At 41.2% G+C, this 17,587-nt stretch carries 14 protein-coding genes; 1 reads left to right on the forward strand and 13 read right to left on the reverse strand.

All coding sequences use genetic code 11. The features are described 5' to 3' along the window. Position 1 precedes the first annotated feature (1 nt). The 9 genes from modC to VUI23_RS12110 form a co-directional block, all read right to left on the reverse strand. Complete coding sequence (gene modC, locus VUI23_RS12070) at positions 2-1,072, reverse strand: molybdenum ABC transporter ATP-binding protein (RefSeq protein ID WP_342804520.1); 1,071 nt, start codon at positions 1,070-1,072, stop codon at positions 2-4. Beyond that, positions 1,069-1,752, reverse strand: a complete 684-nt coding sequence (modB, locus tag VUI23_RS12075) for a molybdate ABC transporter permease subunit (protein WP_216048539.1) — start codon at positions 1,750-1,752, stop codon at positions 1,069-1,071. Before modB ends, modC begins: the two co-directional genes overlap by 4 nt. Then, positions 1,749-2,555, reverse strand: coding sequence for a molybdate ABC transporter substrate-binding protein (modA, locus tag VUI23_RS12080; protein ID WP_342804521.1), 807 nt, complete (start codon positions 2,553-2,555; stop codon positions 1,749-1,751). The genes modB and modA overlap by 4 nt, the downstream gene beginning before the upstream one ends. Then, on the reverse strand, positions 2,533-3,195 hold the full coding sequence (locus VUI23_RS12085; protein ID WP_342804522.1) for an SDR family oxidoreductase: 663 nt from the start codon (positions 3,193-3,195) through the stop codon (positions 2,533-2,535). The genes modA and VUI23_RS12085 overlap by 23 nt, the downstream gene beginning before the upstream one ends. Positions 3,196-3,197: 2 nt before the next feature. Further along, the gene (kdsB, locus tag VUI23_RS12090; RefSeq protein WP_216048536.1) at positions 3,198-3,962 is read right to left on the reverse strand and encodes a 3-deoxy-manno-octulosonate cytidylyltransferase; all 765 of its coding nucleotides are present in this window, start codon (positions 3,960-3,962) and stop codon (positions 3,198-3,200) included. Beyond that, a complete protein-coding gene (locus VUI23_RS12095) occupies positions 3,959-4,165 on the reverse strand; it encodes a Trm112 family protein (RefSeq protein WP_216048535.1) in 207 nt (68 codons plus the stop codon). The genes kdsB and VUI23_RS12095 overlap by 4 nt, the downstream gene beginning before the upstream one ends. Positions 4,166-4,170: 5 nt before the next feature. Continuing rightward, complete coding sequence (gene lpxK / locus VUI23_RS12100) at positions 4,171-5,163, reverse strand: tetraacyldisaccharide 4'-kinase (protein WP_342804523.1); 993 nt, start codon at positions 5,161-5,163, stop codon at positions 4,171-4,173. Next, positions 5,164-6,915: a lipid A export permease/ATP-binding protein MsbA gene (msbA, locus tag VUI23_RS12105; protein WP_216048533.1), complete on the reverse strand. Its 1,752-nt coding sequence runs from the start codon at positions 6,913-6,915 to the stop codon at positions 5,164-5,166. 146 nt (positions 6,916-7,061) lie between these two features. Further along, the gene (locus VUI23_RS12110) at positions 7,062-9,392 is read right to left on the reverse strand and encodes a DNA internalization-related competence protein ComEC/Rec2 (RefSeq protein ID WP_342804524.1); all 2,331 of its coding nucleotides are present in this window, start codon (positions 9,390-9,392) and stop codon (positions 7,062-7,064) included. 38 nt (positions 9,393-9,430) lie between these two features. On the opposite strand from VUI23_RS12110, the gene VUI23_RS12115 reads away from it, so the two are divergent. Then, on the forward strand, positions 9,431-9,955 hold the full coding sequence (locus VUI23_RS12115; protein WP_216048531.1) for a DUF2062 domain-containing protein: 525 nt from the start codon (positions 9,431-9,433) through the stop codon (positions 9,953-9,955). A gap of 29 nt (positions 9,956-9,984) precedes the next feature. On the opposite strand, the gene VUI23_RS12120 is transcribed toward VUI23_RS12115, so the two are convergent. The 4 genes from VUI23_RS12120 to smc all read right to left on the reverse strand — a co-directional run bounded on the left by VUI23_RS12120 (position 9,985) and on the right by smc (position 17,505). Next, positions 9,985-10,407 (reverse strand): DUF1801 domain-containing protein, encoded by a 423-nt coding sequence (locus VUI23_RS12120; protein WP_342804525.1) that lies wholly within the window; start codon positions 10,405-10,407, stop codon positions 9,985-9,987. A gap of 101 nt (positions 10,408-10,508) precedes the next feature. Further along, positions 10,509-12,539, reverse strand: a complete 2,031-nt coding sequence (ligA, locus tag VUI23_RS12125) for an NAD-dependent DNA ligase LigA (protein WP_342804526.1) — start codon at positions 12,537-12,539, stop codon at positions 10,509-10,511. 77 nt (positions 12,540-12,616) lie between these two features. Continuing rightward, positions 12,617-14,005, reverse strand: a complete 1,389-nt coding sequence (gene zipA / locus VUI23_RS12130) for a cell division protein ZipA (RefSeq protein ID WP_342804527.1) — start codon at positions 14,003-14,005, stop codon at positions 12,617-12,619. A 20-nt stretch (positions 14,006-14,025) separates the two neighbouring features. Then, the gene (gene smc / locus VUI23_RS12135; RefSeq protein WP_342804528.1) at positions 14,026-17,505 is read right to left on the reverse strand and encodes a chromosome segregation protein SMC; all 3,480 of its coding nucleotides are present in this window, start codon (positions 17,503-17,505) and stop codon (positions 14,026-14,028) included. Positions 17,506-17,587: the final 82 nt, after the last annotated feature.

The raw sequence follows: 17,587 nt of genomic DNA on the forward strand, positions 1-17,587 counted from the left end.
CTTACTTTAAAACAACACCTTTGATTTGTGCGAACACTCGAAGATGTTTGGCTAACTTTAATTGCTCAAAGGATCGTTGGGTAATTTGACTGAGAATAACACTAGTGCCTACTTTCAATTTTAAAATAACACTACCGTTTTCAGTGAACTTAAAATCCATTATGTCGGCTGGCAGCACATTAAGGATACTGGTATCTGCAGCCCGGGATAAACTCACACTGACGTCTTTTGCGTGTATCACCACCTTCATTCGTTGATCTATTGGTTTGTTGATAACACTTACCCAAAGCTGTCCAGCTTGGGTTATTAAAGCGCTGACATGCTGTTGCTCATCAATCAATTCAACCTTGGCACTTAATACACTTTGAAGATCTGATCCCAAGGTCAATGGTTGATTGAGATCTGTGAGTAATTCTGTACTTTCCCCCTGCCCTGTAATACCTGTTTTATCCATCAACACTACCTGTTTAGCAACTCGGGCCAATTCAGACTTAGAATGGGTAACATAGATGACGGGTATCGCAATTTGTTCAAGTAAAGGTTCTAAATAATCTAAAAATTGGCTTTTAAGTTGCTCATCTAAAGCAGACAGCGGCTCATCCATCAATAATAAATCGGGTTGTGTCGCTAAAGCTCTGACGATAGCGACTCTTTGCTGCTCGCCACCTGATAATGTTTTAGGTAAGCGATTTAACAAGGGAGTTAATTGCAATAATTCAATTAACTGCGAAACATCAAACCGCTTTTTGCGACCTTTATGGGCTTTTAATCCTTGGTAAAAGTAAATATTTTGCGCAACATTTAGATGTTCAAACAAACTCGGTTGTTGAAACACCATACCGATATGACGGTTCTCAGGGGCAATCCATGTACTCGCATTCTGCCAAACTTTTTTATCAAAAGTGACTTCAGCATTCGGATATTTATCTAATCCAGCAATAACCCTCAGCAAAGTTGTTTTACCCGCACCAGATGGACCGAAGATGGCCGTCACACCAGCACTGTTAACATCTAGTTTAACGTCAATCGTTCTACTCTTTAGTGGTTTCGAGAAACGTACCAATAGGCTCATTTATTCACCACTTTGAAACCTTTGTTGGTTGCATAAACAATTAACAACAAAACAAACGAAAACAACAACAATGTGCCTGCTAACCAATGTGCCTGTTGATACTCAAGTGATTCTACGTGTTCGTATATTGCGATTGAAACCACTTGAGTTTGACCAGGAATATTACCTCCAATCATTAACACTACACCGAACTCTCCTAAGGTATGAGCAAACCCTAAGACTGCAGCACTGATGATCCCTGGTTTTAACAATGGAATGATAATCCGAAACAAGCGTTCTGACTTTGACGCCCCTAACGTTGCAGCTACATCTAACGGACGTTGTTGCAAATTTACAAATGCAGTTTGCAGGGGTTGAATGACAAACGGCAAAGAATAGATGCAAGAGCCTATGATCAAGCCGGTAAAACTAAAGGCTAAATTACCAGTTCCTAGCGCATTGGATATTTCTCCCAACACCCCATTTGGACTCATCAAAATTAATAAATAGAAACCAAGAACGGTAGGAGGTAAAACTAAAGGAAGCGCCACTAATGCTTCAAATATAAACTTATAACGCCACTTAGATTTAGCTAACCAAAAGCTTAATGGAAAGCCTATCACTAATAATAAAACGGTGGATATAAGTGCTAATTTAATGGTTAGCCAAAAGGCTATTAAATCCGTTTCGCTTAACATCATGGCAAGATGTAACCATTTTGCTGAATGATGGTTTGAGCAGGTTCAGTAAATAAAAAGGCTGCGAATTGGGCAGTATTTTTATTATTGGACAGTAAAATTCCTTGTTGTCTTATGGGTTGATAATCTGTCGTCAGCAACTCAGAAAACGCACTGATAGGCTCTTCCTTCATCATACTCAACGCAACTATGGCAACTTGCGCATTGCCTGATTTCACAAATTGCATGGCTTGATTAATATTTTCTCCCATTACAATTTTATCACTTACTGCTTGCCAAATGCCTTTACTCAGTAGCCAATTTTTAGCCGCTAACCCATAAGGTGCCAGTTTTGGATTGGCAATCGCAATATGTTCAACACGATTGTTGGCTAACTGGCTTAACGAAAACTGCGTTGATTCAATACTCGGATGAAACACTACCAGCTTCCCATAGGCATAGGTAAATGCCTTGTGATGTTTGGAAAAACCTAGCGCTTCCAACTGTTGAGGGCGTACATCGTCGGCGGAAAAAAATATATCGAATGGCGCGCCGTGGGAAATTTGCGCATACAATTTTCCGGTAGAGGCTGCGCTAATTAAAACTTTGCTATTGTGGGTGCGTTCAAACTCAGACTTTAATTGTTTTAACGTAGATAAAAAGTTACTTGCAACCGCCACATGAATCACTTGATTCGCCGCTGCACTGTGCAGATAAAAAAGAAAGAGTACCCCACACAGCACTCGAACTAATTTTCCGGTATAGCGTTGTTTAAGTTTTTGCATGGGGTTTAACAGAAATACTTTACCAAGGTAAAATCTCACCATTGGAATGCCAAAAGCTACCAGTATTATCTAAATTTAACTCTTCAATGCGAGTCAATAGACGCGATGCTGCATCTTGTGCTGAGATATCTCCACCATAACTGACCATTTCAGTTTGAACATAGCCAGGGTGCAATAACGCAACAGCTATGCCACGTTCCTTAAGATCGTTTGCCATAGAAACACCGACGGCATTAAGGGCAGCTTTAGACATTCGATAGCCGTAATAACCACCAGAGCTATTGTCGGTCAACGATCCCATTCGACTGGTGATATGAGCTACTTTAGCGCCTTTTTTAAGCTGCTCTAGCAAGGTTTGGGTAACGAGTAACGGGCCTAGGGCATTGACTCTAAATTGATGTTCAATCGTATGAGGGTCCCACTCTTTTATTGAATCTCTACCTAACACGCCAGCGTTATTGATTAATAAATCAATTTTCACATCTTTTATTTTGGCTAATGCACTCGGTAGTGAGTCGGGATTGCCTACATCGACTTTTGTAACGACCTTAGCTCCACTTTTATCTAACTCGTCCGAACTGTTACGACATAACGCATACACGTCCCAACCTTGGGCTAAAAGCTGCTTGGTTAATTCCAACCCAATACCGCGATTTGCACCGGTTATAACTGCATTTGGCATTATCACTCTCCATTTTGTAAGGTTTGAATCAGCTTTTCTAAATCTTCAGGAGTATCAATTCCTGTTGGTGGCGCTTTTTGCGCTTCATCAACATGGATGCGTTCTCCATGCCATAAAACACGCAATTGTTCTAACGATTCTATCTGTTCAAGCCCTGATGGCGCCATATTGACATATTGCTTAATAAAGCCAGCTCGATAGGCATAAATGCCAATATGTCTTAGGTAAAAATCACCAATTTCATCAATACTGTCGGCGTCCATAAAGCGTGATCTGTCATAGGGTATTGCTGAGCGAGAAAAATACAACGCATAGCCCATCTTATCGGTTACGACTTTTACCACGTTTGGATTGAAGGCGTCTTCAACATCGGTAATCTTGACTCCCAAGGTCGCCATTTCAGCGTCTTTATATTGAAATAAATTCTCTGCTACTTGGCGTATATTCTCGGCGGGGATAAAAGGTTCGTCCCCCTGCACATTGACAACTAATTCGTGTGCTAACAAACCTTCGACATCCACCACTTCTGCCAGCCTTTCCGTGCCTGATTCGTGATGTGCAGCTGTCATACAGTAATTACCACCAAAATCGGTGACGGTTTTTGCTATACGCGCATCATCGGTAGCCACTATCACTCGGGTAGCCCCTGCTTCCAGCGCTCTCTCATAAACGTGTTGAACCATTGGTTTACCGCCAATTTCAACTAGTGGTTTTCCAGGAAACCGCGTAGATGCATAGCGAGCAGGAATAATCACGGTAAATTTCATTGTTTCGCTTTATCCAAATTTTCTATATCAGTGGATGTTAACTCCCGTGCTTCATTTTCAAGCATAACCGGAATATTATCTTTAATTGAATATGCTAACCGGTCAAACCGACAAATCAACTCAGAATCTTTAGCCTGATATTGCAGCTTACCTTTACATACTGGACACGCCAGTATTTCCAGTAGTTTTTTATCAAATGCCATTCGCTTTATGTATCCTTATCAATGGAGTCTAGTTTTTGTTTTAGTTGTTGCGAAAAACTTTCCGGTAATTTTGCATAAATTGGCAAAAACCACCAACTATCTTTGGCTATGTCACGACATTTTACCGCATCTTTTTCAGTCATGACGATAGTACCATTAGGAAAGTCTAGTTGTTTAAATTGGTAGTGATCAAGAAATGAAATATGTTGTTTTACCGGTACTTGTAAATGCGCTAACAAATTATAAAAGCGCTGAGGATTGCCAATTGCTGCAATAGCCGTAACGGGCTCGTTAAAATCTGCAACCGCTTTGTGCTGATTGCCATCCTTTACATTAATAAAGTCCCCAGATTTAATTTCCATGGGTATCTCAGGTGGTATTGGTGAACCGCTGTTATTAATAACAAAATCGACCGTTTTCAATCTACTTTGCTTTTCCCTCAACGGCCCCATTGGTAATAACCAACCATTACCGTGTTTTCTTGCCCCGTCAATAACCACAATTTCAATATCACGCTGCAATGCATAGTGCTGCAACCCATCATCACAAATCACTACATTACACTGGTGTTTATCGACCAAGTATTTGGCGCCACGTGGACGTTTAGGATCAATAACGACTGGGCAATTGGCGCGCCGTTTGATTAGCAAAGGTTCATCGCCAACGCGATTAACATCGCTTTCAAAGTCGACACTGGATGGAAATAAAGATGCGTTACCACCATAACCTCGGCTCAAAATACCGGGTTTATAACCTTGCTCAGTTAACCACTTTGCTAAATAAACCACTAACGGGGTTTTACCGTTTCCGCCCACCGAGATATTGCCCACCACAATAACCGGAACCGGTATTTTATGGCTTTTCAGCCACCCCAACTTATATCCAGCTCGCCGTAAACCCGACAACAACCAAAACAGGCAGGTAAGTGGCAATAACACCCATTTGACTAATTGATATTGGGGTAAATTATCAAACCAAACTTTTTCAATAAAAGTCACTTACTGTTTATTCCCTTCACTAAATTGCAAACTATGTAACTGAGAATAAGCACCTTGTTGTTGCAATAATGTTTGGTGATCTCCTTGCTCAATTATTTTGCCTTGCTCTATCACCATTATTTGGTCAGCATTCTCAATCGTAGACAAACGATGAGCAACAACAATACTGGTTCTATCTTGTTGTAATTTATCTAATGCATCTTGAATTAAACGTTCCGATTCAGTGTCTAGTGCCGAGGTCGCCTCATCCAAAATTAATATGGGAGCATCAAGCAAAATTGCGCGAGCAATGGCTATTCGTTGGCGTTGACCACCAGATAACTTCAAACCGTTCTCGCCTACCATAGTGTTGTAACCTTCAGGTAATTGATCAACAAATTCCTGCACATGGGCAATTTTAGCCGCTTCGTACACACGGGAGCTGTCAATGTCCTCAGACGCATAGGCGATATTGTTAAAAATGGTGTCATTAAAAAGCGTAACGTGTTGAGAAACCAATGCAAATTGTTTACGTAAATCAGTTAACTTTATTTCTTCAATGGGTATATCGTCTAAACGAATTTGCCCCTGTTGAATATTATAAAAACGCGTCAATAAACTAGAGATGGTTGATTTGCCACTGCCAGAACGACCGACTAAAGCAAAGGTTTGGCCCACTTCAACTTTAAAAGATATGTTATTTAACGCTGGCGTGGGTGTATCAGGATAAGTGAAGGTGACATTGTCGAATTCAATTTTACCCTTCAGGCGACTAATTTGTCTGCTGCCAGTATCCAATTCAATTTCTTGATCGAGCACATCAAACACACTGGCACAGGCAGCCATGCCCTTTTGAAACTCACTGTTCACCGTGGTAAGTTGCTTGAGGGGTTTGAGCAACATTGTCATACAAACCACAACGGTTGTAAAAATTCCAGGAGTAAGATCTTCTACCATGCTAGGTAAGCTAGAAATATACAAAACCACTGCCAATGCAATGGAAGCTAAAATCTGGATGGATGAAACGCTCAACACACGGGCCACAACTAATTTCATATTTTGCTGGCGATTGTGGTTATTACGTTCGGTAAATTTTAATTTTTCTTGTTTTTGGCCACCAAACATCAATACAACTTTATGACCTTTGATAACTTGCTCAACTGACGAGGTTAAGTTGCCCATCGTTTGCTGAATCGTTTTACTGACCTGACGGAATCGTTTGCTGACGATTGACACTATGACCGCAACCACGGGGCCAATTAAGATAAAGACCAATGAAAGTTGCCATGAATAATAAAACATAACCGCTAATAAACCGATGACAAATGCGCCCTCGCGAATCAAGGTTAATAACGCTTTACTGCCTGCACCTGAAACTTGTTCAGTATCATAAATGACTTTCGAAATCAGTCCGCCAGACGCATTATCATCATGATATGAAACCGGAAGATACATGTATTTTTCGAATAATTGCTGGCGCATTTTCATGACAATATGGCTGCCAATCCATGACAATATGTAAGTTCCCATGAAATTAAATAAGCCACGAGCGATAAATATTGGTACCACGAAATAGGCGGCAATACGCAATGTTTCAAAGTTTTGATTGCCCAAACTATTATCAATAATCGGCTGTAATTGAGAAAATATCCAAGAATCAATAGCGGCATATCCGATCATGCCAATAATCGCCATTAAAAACGCTAATTTGAATTCCTTCAAATAAACCATAAAACGTTTAAACAGAGATTGTGTGGGAAGCGTTGAATTCATTTATGTGCAACTTATACGTTAGATAACTTGTTGATTATAGCTGTAATTCCAATCTATTAAAAATTGATATTACGATTAAAATGATGATTGCATAAAATTTATTTATGCCAACTCTAATTGTTTATTTTTGATACAAATGGACTCTATTAATGCCATAAATATCGATTAAACCAGCTTTGTAGTCCTTTATCACGAAAACCAATGACCTTAATTGGTTCACCGCGCAAAGATAACTCAAAACTAATTTGCCCAGACTCCGCGGTAGAAATTAGATGGATATCTTGCTCCACATAACGATTTACCACCTGCTGTTTTGGAAAATCCCAACGATTTAAATAACCTTGACTGAAAATAGCATATTGCGGCGCAGTTGCCCTAATAAAAGGCATGACTGACGATGTGTCGCTGCCATGATGAGCGGCGACTAAAATATCCACATTTAACAAACTTTGGTATTTATTCATTAATTTGTGTTCAACCTGCTTACTAATGTCTCCAGGCAGTAAGATACTCTGATGACCATCTGACACTAAAACAACACAAGAGTGATCATTGCCAATCCCCTTACTTCCCGCTAAAGGCCAAAGCCCAGTTATGGTTAAGTCATGCCACTTAACAAATAGGTTACTATCACATACATCTTGATTCGAAATGAAACCTGTGACCTTAACCCCCGCAAATAATTGCGCTAAACTGCCAGCGTGATCATTGTCAAAATGACTCACAATCACCCAATCAAGCGATGTGATATTTTGACTTTTCAAAACAGGTAGCACTACCGCCTGTGCCATATTAAATCCACTAGGATATGCAGCTCCAGTGTCATATAACAGTGCTTTTTGATCTTGCTCAATCAATACTGAAAGCCCCTGCCCGACATCCAGAATATGCACCTTCCATGTGTCCGTGTTTGCTGGTAAAAAGTAACTTATTAGCGGAATAATCCCAATAAAACTCAGCACTTTAAACCTGCTTTTAATTGGCATACATACCGCCAGCAATACCAAAAATACGCACGCCCAGACCAAAATTGGAATACCGGGAAGTTCAATACGAGACCAACTCATTTGAGCAAAGAACGCTAAACCGTCAAGGCTATTATCTAACATCCAGTCAATCCAAGAAAATACAAATGCGGCCAAATATTCACAACACAAGAGCAGCAAACAGCCAATTAAACACAAGGGTACTATGCATAAGGTCACCAAAGGAACGGCAAGTAGGTTAACAATAGGAGAGCTCACTGAAATCATAGAAAAATACACAGCGACAATGGGCATCATCAAAAAACACAGCATAAGTTGTAATCGTAAAACCACTTTGCACTTTTGTTTAATCTTCGAAGAAAACGTTTGAGCGCTCGTATCTTGTGGAATCGCAGGCCATAGCCAGGTGACTAAACCAATAAAAGCGATAGCACCAAAACTCAACCAGAAACTGGCACTCAACAAACTCATAGGAGCAATGAGTATAAAGATAAAAATATTGCCTAAGATAAACCATTTAAATGTGATAAAGCGCGCTGTTATTAGCAGCACTGCCCATACCGATAACATGATCCATGCTCTTAACGTTGGCAACGAAAACCCCGCCAAGTAAGCATAAAAAAACGTGCAAATTAATGTCGTTAGAAGCGAAATGTGGTGATAATTAATCCGTTGAGATAACGAAGAATAAAAACACAACAAACGTAAAACGAGATTAAATAGCAAGTAACATAACCACGCCACAACACCTAAATGTAGACCAGAAATAGCCACTAAATGGGCGACTCCTGTAGCTTGAATCATTTGCCAATCATCGGCTTCTAAACCGGAACGATCGCCAAACGTAATTGCCGCTATCCAGCCACTGTGTTGCAAATTAAGTCGCTCAAATTTATCAATTAACTGTTGCCGCAATGTCGAAGTATCATTGATTAAATGCGCTTCTTTGTTAAGAACATAGCCTGTAGCAACGATGTTTTGCGAGAGTAACCATTTCTGATAGACAAAACTGCCCTCGTTCGCCAGTCCATGAATAGGTTTAAGTTTAATCTTTAAAGCAACGACTTGTCCTTGCTTTAGCGGCCATGTAGGTGATTTCCAAGTTAGTCTAATGCGCGACTTTCGATAGTGAGTTTGGCCATTAATGCTTGCGACTATTAAATTGAATCTTGCGCTTTGTTTCGCACTTACGATTGTTTCGATTGAACCTGTAACTTGTCTAATTTGTCGAATATCTTGCTCTGGTAGTTGCCAATTAACCCGCCAATGGCCTACACTCGCCATCCACACAATTGCAAATAGCGCCCCTGAGATAAATAGTGCGCTTGAAAAGGGCATAACTAGGGGATTTCGTGTGAACAGCCAGGCAATTAGAAGTAATACTGGCAACAAATAGGAACTCGGTAGATGCGTCCACAAAATACTGGACACTGCAATTGTCACAAAACTGACAAGCCAAAGTTGTTTATTACGTTGTATAGTGTTTAGCAATTCCTTTGCCTCAACAGTGGTATGAAATTCGGTTAACTATGCCTAAAAAGATTATTAAACGCTTTTTACCAGATCATCAAACGATCAAGAACCATAAAGCGTTAAAAATGTTCGGAACTGTACTTCATGACCCCAATTTGTGGCATTTGAATAGAAAATCAGCTTCAGGTGCTTTTGGTATTGGGTTATTTTTCGCCTGGTGGCCGGTGCCATTTCAAATGTGGTTAGCAGCTGCTTCTGCCATTCCTTTGCGGGTTAACCTTCCCCTTTCAATGGCAACAGTGTGGGTAACTAACCCATTTACCATGCCTCCAATGTTTTATCTTGCATATCTTTTAGGTACCAAGGTGTTAGGCACACCAGAGCGCCATTTTAAATTTCAACTCAGTTGGGATTGGGTTGTGCAAAGTATGGAAACCATAGGTCCGGCGTTTTTAGTAGGCTGTGGGATTTGCTCAATCGTGTGCGGTATTGTGGGTTACTTTAGCCTTGATGCCATTTGGCGATATTCAGTAAATAAAGCTTGGAATAAACGTAAATTGCGACCACACAATAACCCCTAGCGTGTCTACATTGGCCTATAAGCTAATGCTTATTGGGGATAACGATTATCCATAATGGTTAAGTCTTGAGTAATGATTTGTTTTAAAATCTCCAGGTTAATATCCGCTAACTTATTGATATACAAGCATGCTTTACTGGTTTTATGTTTACCTAAATTTGCCAATAAGCTCTGATCTTCAGGCAACATTGCGCCGACATAAATCGTTAAGTTTTGTTTTCGCGGGGAAAATCCACTACGCATAAACTGTTGTTGTTTACCGTTTGCCAACGTGTAGGCGTATCGACCAAAACCAACAATTGAACTTCCCCACATTTTTGCTTTTTGAGCTGTGATCTCAGTATATATTTGTAACAAAACCAAAGCATCTTGCTGACGTTGTGCATTCTCAACACTATTAATAAAACTCAAGACTTCTGAATCGTTTTCTGTGGTTTTCATGTTTGTGGCCATACAAGTTATTCCTTATTTACTGATAGAGCATTACAGCCTATCTGCATAGGCTGTAAATGGATAACCTAAACAAGTTACCTTGAGTAAATATTAGTAACAATTCACGAATATTGTGCCAGTAGGTCAATCAAGTCTTGTTCGGTGAGAACCGCCACGCCCAGCTCTTGTGCCTTAGTGAGTTTAGAGCCGGCTTTTTCACCTGCCACCAAGTAATCTGTTTTTGCAGAGACACTGCCTGATACCTTAGCTCCCAAAAGTTGTAATTGCGCTTTAGCTTCACTACGTCCCATGGTTTCCATGGTGCCAGTCAAAACGAACGTTTGCTCTTTCAGTGGTAACTCATCAGCGGTTTTGGGAATGATTTCTGGCCATGTTATTCCTGCGTCAAGCAAATCATCGATGACTTGAATATTGTGGGGTTCACGCAAAAAATGAAACACATGGGCGGCCACAATCACACCAACATCACTGACTTCTTGCAAGGATTCTTGATCCGCTGATTTAAGTGCATCTAAAGTGCAATAGTGGTTTGCCAAGTTAGCCGCGGTTGCTTCACCTACTTCTCGAATACCTAGAGAATACAAAAACTTAGGAAATGTAGTATGTTTGGCATCTAACAATGCATTGACTAGATTAGCTGCCGACTTTTCACCCATACGTTCCATATTGGACAGTTGTGCTAAGTCTAATTTAAAAAAGTCGGCAGGACTTTTAACTAAATCCAAATCAACGAGTTGTTCAATTAATTTATCGCCTAAACCGTCTACATCGAGTGCTTTTCTAGATGCAAAGTGTTTCATCGCCTCCTTACGCTGAGCGGGACAAAATAGGCCACCGCTACATCTAGCAACAGCTTCACCTTCTATTTTCTCAACAGCTGAGTCACAAATCGGACATTGAGTTGGGAAAGTGATTTCAGTGGCATCCTCTGGCCTCAATTTAGCCACAACAGAGACCACTTGAGGAATAACATCGCCAGCTCGGCGAATGATCACCGTATCGCCTTTTTTAACGCCCAGCCGCTGGATTTCGTCCTGATTGTGTAAAGTCGCATTAGAAACGGTTACACCACCAACAAATACCGGCTCTAAACGGGCAACAGGTGTAATCGCGCCAGTACGACCAACTTGAAACTCAACATCAATTAGCTTTGTCATTTGTTCTTGGGCAGGAAACTTTTGTGCGATGGCCCATCGCGGCGCTCTTGACACGAATCCTAACTCTTGTTGAAGCGCAATATCATTAACTTTGAATACAACTCCGTCTATTTCATAACTTAATGTATCGCGCATTTGACCAATTTTAGCAAAATAATCATGGCACTCTTGATCTCCTAAGGCCACTGAGATTTCGTTACAAACAGGCAGTCCCCAAGCCACTAACTGGGCTAAACGTTCACTGTGTTTGTTGGCTAGCTCTTGCACCTCTTGTTCCACCAAGCCCATTGAGTAGGCATAGAATAACAATGGGCGACTCGCAGTTATTTTAGGATCAAGTTGCCGAAGACTTCCGGCAGCGGCATTACGCGGATTGGCGAATACCTTTTTATCAGCATTGCGTTGCCTTTGATTAAGTTGCTCAAACCCCTTTTTAGGCATGAACACCTCGCCTCGAACTTCCAAACGTGCGGGGAAATTATCGCCACGTAACATTAACGGAACGTTTTTAATGGTTTTCACATTGCTGGTAATGTTTTCCCCTACTCGTCCATCGCCTCGAGTGGCGGCCCTTACCAAAATGCCATTTTCATATAAGATACTAACCGCTAGCCCATCTAGTTTAGGTTCGCAGCTATATTCCAAGGTAATATCTTGTTTAAGCCTATCAAGTATTCGTTTGTTAAACGCGCTCAGCTCGTCGTTATTAAAGGCATTATCTAGCGACAACATCGGCACTTCATGTTCAACCTGAGTAAACGCGGATAAAGCCGCCCCACCCACTTTCTGACTAGGCGAGTCAGCGGTAATTAATTCAGGGTGCTGTTTTTCGATAGCATTCAGTTCACCCATTAAACGATCGTATTCGGCGTCTGGCACCGAAGGATCATCCAATACGTAATATTGATAATTATATTCGTTAATTTGTGTGCGAATGTCGTTTAACTGCTGCAAAAGGTCGGCAGATTGGCTCATGTAATTACCTGCAAAACGGAATAGATGGGAAAGGTTAATCTGGGGACAGTAAAGTTACTGCCCCAATAAATTGTAATTTAGCGCGCGATCATTCGCTTTCTTTCGAACTCTCTGATTTTCTCAACATACTGCTGCAAACTTTGTTTCGTCAAAGCACTGCGTCTTCCGTCAAGTACTTGGGCAGAAAATTCATCGGCAATTTTTCGAGCGGCATTGTGCATCATATTGAAGACTTGATGGGGATCTCCTTCAATCGGCAACATCATAAATAATGAAACACCTAAGGTATTAAAGTTTTCCAAATTATCAATATCAAACACGCCTGGTTTGAACATATTAGCCAAGCTAAATAATACCGGACCTTTACCATTACTATTCACGTGACGATGGAAAATATCTTGGTCACCAAATTTAAAACCAAGGGTTAATAACATAGGCAGCAATGCAGCTCCTTGAATGGGATTATCATCGCTCGCCCGCACGTTAAGCACGAGCACCTGTTGTTCTGGTGGTTGGTTATTTTCTTTACTTGGCGCGTTTGTGGCATTTTGCGATTTATTTTGTTCACCGTGGCCATCAATCTCAGGCTCTGGATCATCAAAATCGATCTTCATTTGGTCTTCACGAATTTGCGGCTCTTTACGTTTTCGTGATTTAGGCTCAGATTTACTGCGCTTAACAAAATTACGGGCTTGGTCAGCAAGGCTTACCTTACTTTCTGGAGCGGCCTGAGCTTTAATTTCAGGTTCTATTTTAGGTTCGGTTAGCAACGGCGCTTCTGGTTTATCTGAAGGCGGCGTTTTCACAACTGGCTTTTGTTTTACGTCAGCTCTGGGGGTGGTTTGTTCTATCGCCGAAAAATCGATTGTTGAATCGGCTGTGTTCGCCTCGTCTGTAGATTCTTCGCCACTCGTTCTAAGCAAAAACGGCGGAGGTTCTGGAATATCACTCGGATCAGTATTGTCAATTGCACTCATTCGACTGCGCATGGCATGAACTTGCTGTGCAGCATATTCAGGCTTGGGCTGAGTCACAACAGAAGAATAAATCTTAGGTTTGGTTTCTTCTGATTCTTTTATCTGTTCTTTAACCACTTCATTGGCACCGTCAGATAAGTCAGTTTCAGGGATATCCTTAGATTCATCAGTTTCATCTGAATTGGGCTTTTTGGGGGCTTGACTGACAACGCGAACAGCGCCTATGCCGAGCTCGTCGAAATTATCGCCACCTAAACTAGGTTCAACCTTATTATTTGATTTAAGTGCGGGATCGAGCACGATAACGTCTGAATCAGACTCGACATCAACGTCTTCAATATCATCATAATCGTCATCCCAATCTTGGGTTTCTAGGTTCGCGTGCCCTTTGTCTTGTGAGTTCTTACGCACACTCCACATACCATGCATCAAGATACCGATGATGGCTACCGCACCAATGACTAAAAATGCTAGTCGTAATTCTTCCATATGAGCTTAATACCCTATTTTTATGCTTGAGCAATCGCCACGGCTTCTTCAACATCCACTGCTACCATACGAGAAACCCCTGGTTCCGCCATAGTGACACCGGTTAAATGTTTAGCCATTTCCATCGCAATTTTATTGTGGGTGATATATATAAATTGCACACTTTTCGACATTTCAGACACCAACTTACAAAAACGTCCCACGTTGGCATCGTCCAACGGAGCATCGACTTCGTCAAGAAGACAAAACGGTGCCGGATTTAATCTAAAAATTGCAAACACCAATGATAAAGCGGTTAACGCTTTTTCTCCACCAGAAAGAAGGTGAATTGTACTATTTTTCTTACCTGGTGGTCTCGCCATGATTGTCACCCCTGTTTCGAGTAAATCTTCACCAGTAAGTTCCAAATAAGCTGAACCTCCACCAAACACTTTAGGAAACAGTTCTTTCAGCCCATCATTCACTTTATCAAAAGTCTCTTTAAAACGTGTTCGTGTTTCTCGATCTATTTTACGTATAGCACTTTCCAGTGTCTCTAACGCGGCCACCAAATCGTTATTTTGATCATCTAGATGTTTTTTCCTCTCAAACTGAATTTCATATTCTTCAACCGCCGCTAAATTCACCGCACCAAGACGCGATACCGCTGCGAGTGTCGTTTCCAGTTGTTGTTGCCACTGAGTCTCTTCTGCTTCTTCGGGTAACGTTTCCAAAATACTCTTTAAGCTTTGATTGAGTTCATCTAAATTTTCAAGGGTACTATTGGCGCGTACCCGATAACCTTCACATTCCAGTTTTTTACTCTCCAACTGGCTGCGCATTTGTTGAATTTTTTCAACAATTCCCTGCTGGCCTTTTTCAGCATCAGATAACAGATTTTCGACTTCCGCCAATTGATCACTAATTTCAGTTTGTTGAATCTCAACTTCCACCCGTTGTTCTAACAACGCAGCCAAAGTTTGCTGTTGCTCATCGAAAGGTTTAGATAGCTCGGTAAGCTCTGCAGATAGCATGCTGTGACGATTTTGCAGGTTTTCCAATAACTGTTTAGTGCGACGATTCGCCTCACTGACGCCTTGAAATTGGCTTTTTAGCTGCTGTAATGACAACGCAAGTTGATGGGATTGGCTGGTAAGGGCTTCAACCTGATGTCGAGCTTGTTGTTCGTGTTCCAATAATCGAGATTTTTGTTGTTCGAAGTCGAGTTGTTTAGCCGACATGTCTTCAAGCTCAACTTCTAATTCTTGGACTTGCTCGGCTAATTGCTCCGACTGCATTTTTTCGTCTTCTAATAGCTGCAGTTGCCGACCTAGTTCTTCACTAAGCTTTGTCTGTCTTAATGCAGTTTGTTGTTGCTGCATTTCTATCAAATTTAATTGATTTTGCCTTTGAATTAAGGTTTGCTCAGCCTGTTTAAAATTAGCCTGAGATTCTTCTATTTTTAATTCAAGGTGTTCGCTAGCTTGCGCCATTTGAGAAACCGAATCTTCCAGCTGAAGCAATTTATCATCAATAAGTTGCTGACGCGTCGCCGTTAACTCGGTTATTTTCGCTGCCCTTTCGATCATTCCCCCTTGGTTTTGCGGGTCTCCTAAGTCCAACCATCCTTTGCCAAAACGCTGGCCTTGTTTGCTAACAATACTTTGCCCTGATTTTAGCGTTTGTTGTAATGCTAATGCCTGTTCAGCCGTCTCGACTGTTAGTACTTGGCAGAACCAATCTGGGATATCTGGATTAGAAATTTTGGACGCCAAAGTGCCTTCAGGTTTTAACTGTTCCAATTGATCAGCGAAGATGAGCTTACCGTTTTGAGATTCTAAATAATCCTGAATATTACCGGAGTGACTCAACCAAAATGCTTGTTGCCACTCGCGGGTAACCGCTTCTACTGCTTTTTCCCATCCGGCTTCAACTTGCAACACTTGCCATAAAGGTTGGAATTGTTCGGCGCTAGATTGCAATTGCAGCTCTAACGAATTGTCCTCATCAGATAGGCTTTGCAAACTATTTAGTGCAGATATTTGCGCGTCAAATTGCTGCACTTGTCCTTTCAATTCGAATAATTGATGCTGTTGACTTTTTTCTTTCTTTCGCGCATTAAGCAGTGTTTCTTTGATGCTATGTAACTGTTGTTTAGCGTCTTCAAAGTCTTCTTTTGCTTGTTCAACCTGGGTTTGCAAACTTGTAATTTGTTCGGCTAAGACATCCTGTTGCAATTCATTTTGTTCTTGTTGTAACTCGCCAATGCGCTGTTGTGTGCGCATCTGCATATTCATCGTAGATTGTATTTGACTATGACAACTTTGCGCTTGCTGTTTGGTGTTTTGATAAGTCTTTTCATGGTCACGAAAATCATTGTCTAACCAACGTAACTTTTCTTGATGTTGTAACAAGGTATCTTGTGCATTTTCTAATTGTGCTTGTAGTGCCTCAGACTCTGGCTCTGATTCAGCGACCTGCATTTCAAGGCTTTCGAGTTTTGCCGCTTCTTCAGCCGCGATTAATTCTGACTCTTCAATTGATTGATTAATTTCTTGAAGTTCATTTTCAATTTGCAGTGCACGCTGCTTCGCGTGCAGACGATTTTGTTCCAACTTAGTAATGTCGGTACCTAGCCGGAAGTTTTCTTTTTGTAAATCGGTTAACTGTTGTTTTAGATTATGCTGCTGTTCCCGATAGACAGTGATACCACGTTCGTCACCTCGCTGCTTGGCAACAAAGGCTTCAACTTCATTTTGCTGTTGCTCAATTTCGCTTTCAAGCCCTGCAATATGTTCACTGTGTTTCAACCAGCGTAAAGCTGCTAGTTCACCTTTTAAGGTGCGTTCTTTGGCTTTTAAATCTTTGTATTTTCGCGCGGCGCTCGCTTGACGTTGCAGCTTATCAATTTGTTGTCCTAATTCCGCGCGCACATCCTCTAATCGTTCTAAGTTTTCCTTGGTATGGCGAATCCGATTTTCAGTTTCCCGTCGACGCTCTTTATATTTAGAAATACCAGCGGCTTCTTCTATGAAAACCCGCAGTTCTTGGGGTTTGGACTCAATTAATCGGGAAATTGTGCCTTGTTCAATAATCGCGTAGCTTCTTGGTCCTAATCCCGTACCAAGAAATAAGTCTGTCACGTCTCGGCGTCGACATTTGCTTGCGTTTAAATAATAGGTTGATTGTGCTTCACGAGTAACAATTCGTTTAACTGATAGCTCTGTGTAGTTTGCAAACTCCCCTTGAATTCGACCAGAAGAGTTGTCGAAAACCAATTCAACACTGCACTGAGATACTGGTTTACGCGCACTTGAACCGTTAAAAATAACGTCCGTCATTGCGTCACCACGCAAATTTTTAGCGGAACTTTCCCCTAAAACCCATCGAACCGCGTCGATGACATTAGACTTGCCACAACCGTTGGGACCAACAATTGCTGTCATATCATCAGGAAACGGAATATTGGTAGGATCAACGAAAGACTTGAACCCAGCCAACCGGATTTTTTTTAAGCGCATTAGGGATTGGTGATCTTTATTATAGTTTGTAGTGAATGTATCAAATGTCATCAAGTGTAACAATTGAGGATTTGTATTGATT

Source organism: Alteromonas sp. M12 (assembly GCF_037478005.1).
GTDB lineage: Bacteria > Pseudomonadota > Gammaproteobacteria > Enterobacterales > Alteromonadaceae > Aliiglaciecola > Aliiglaciecola lipolytica_A.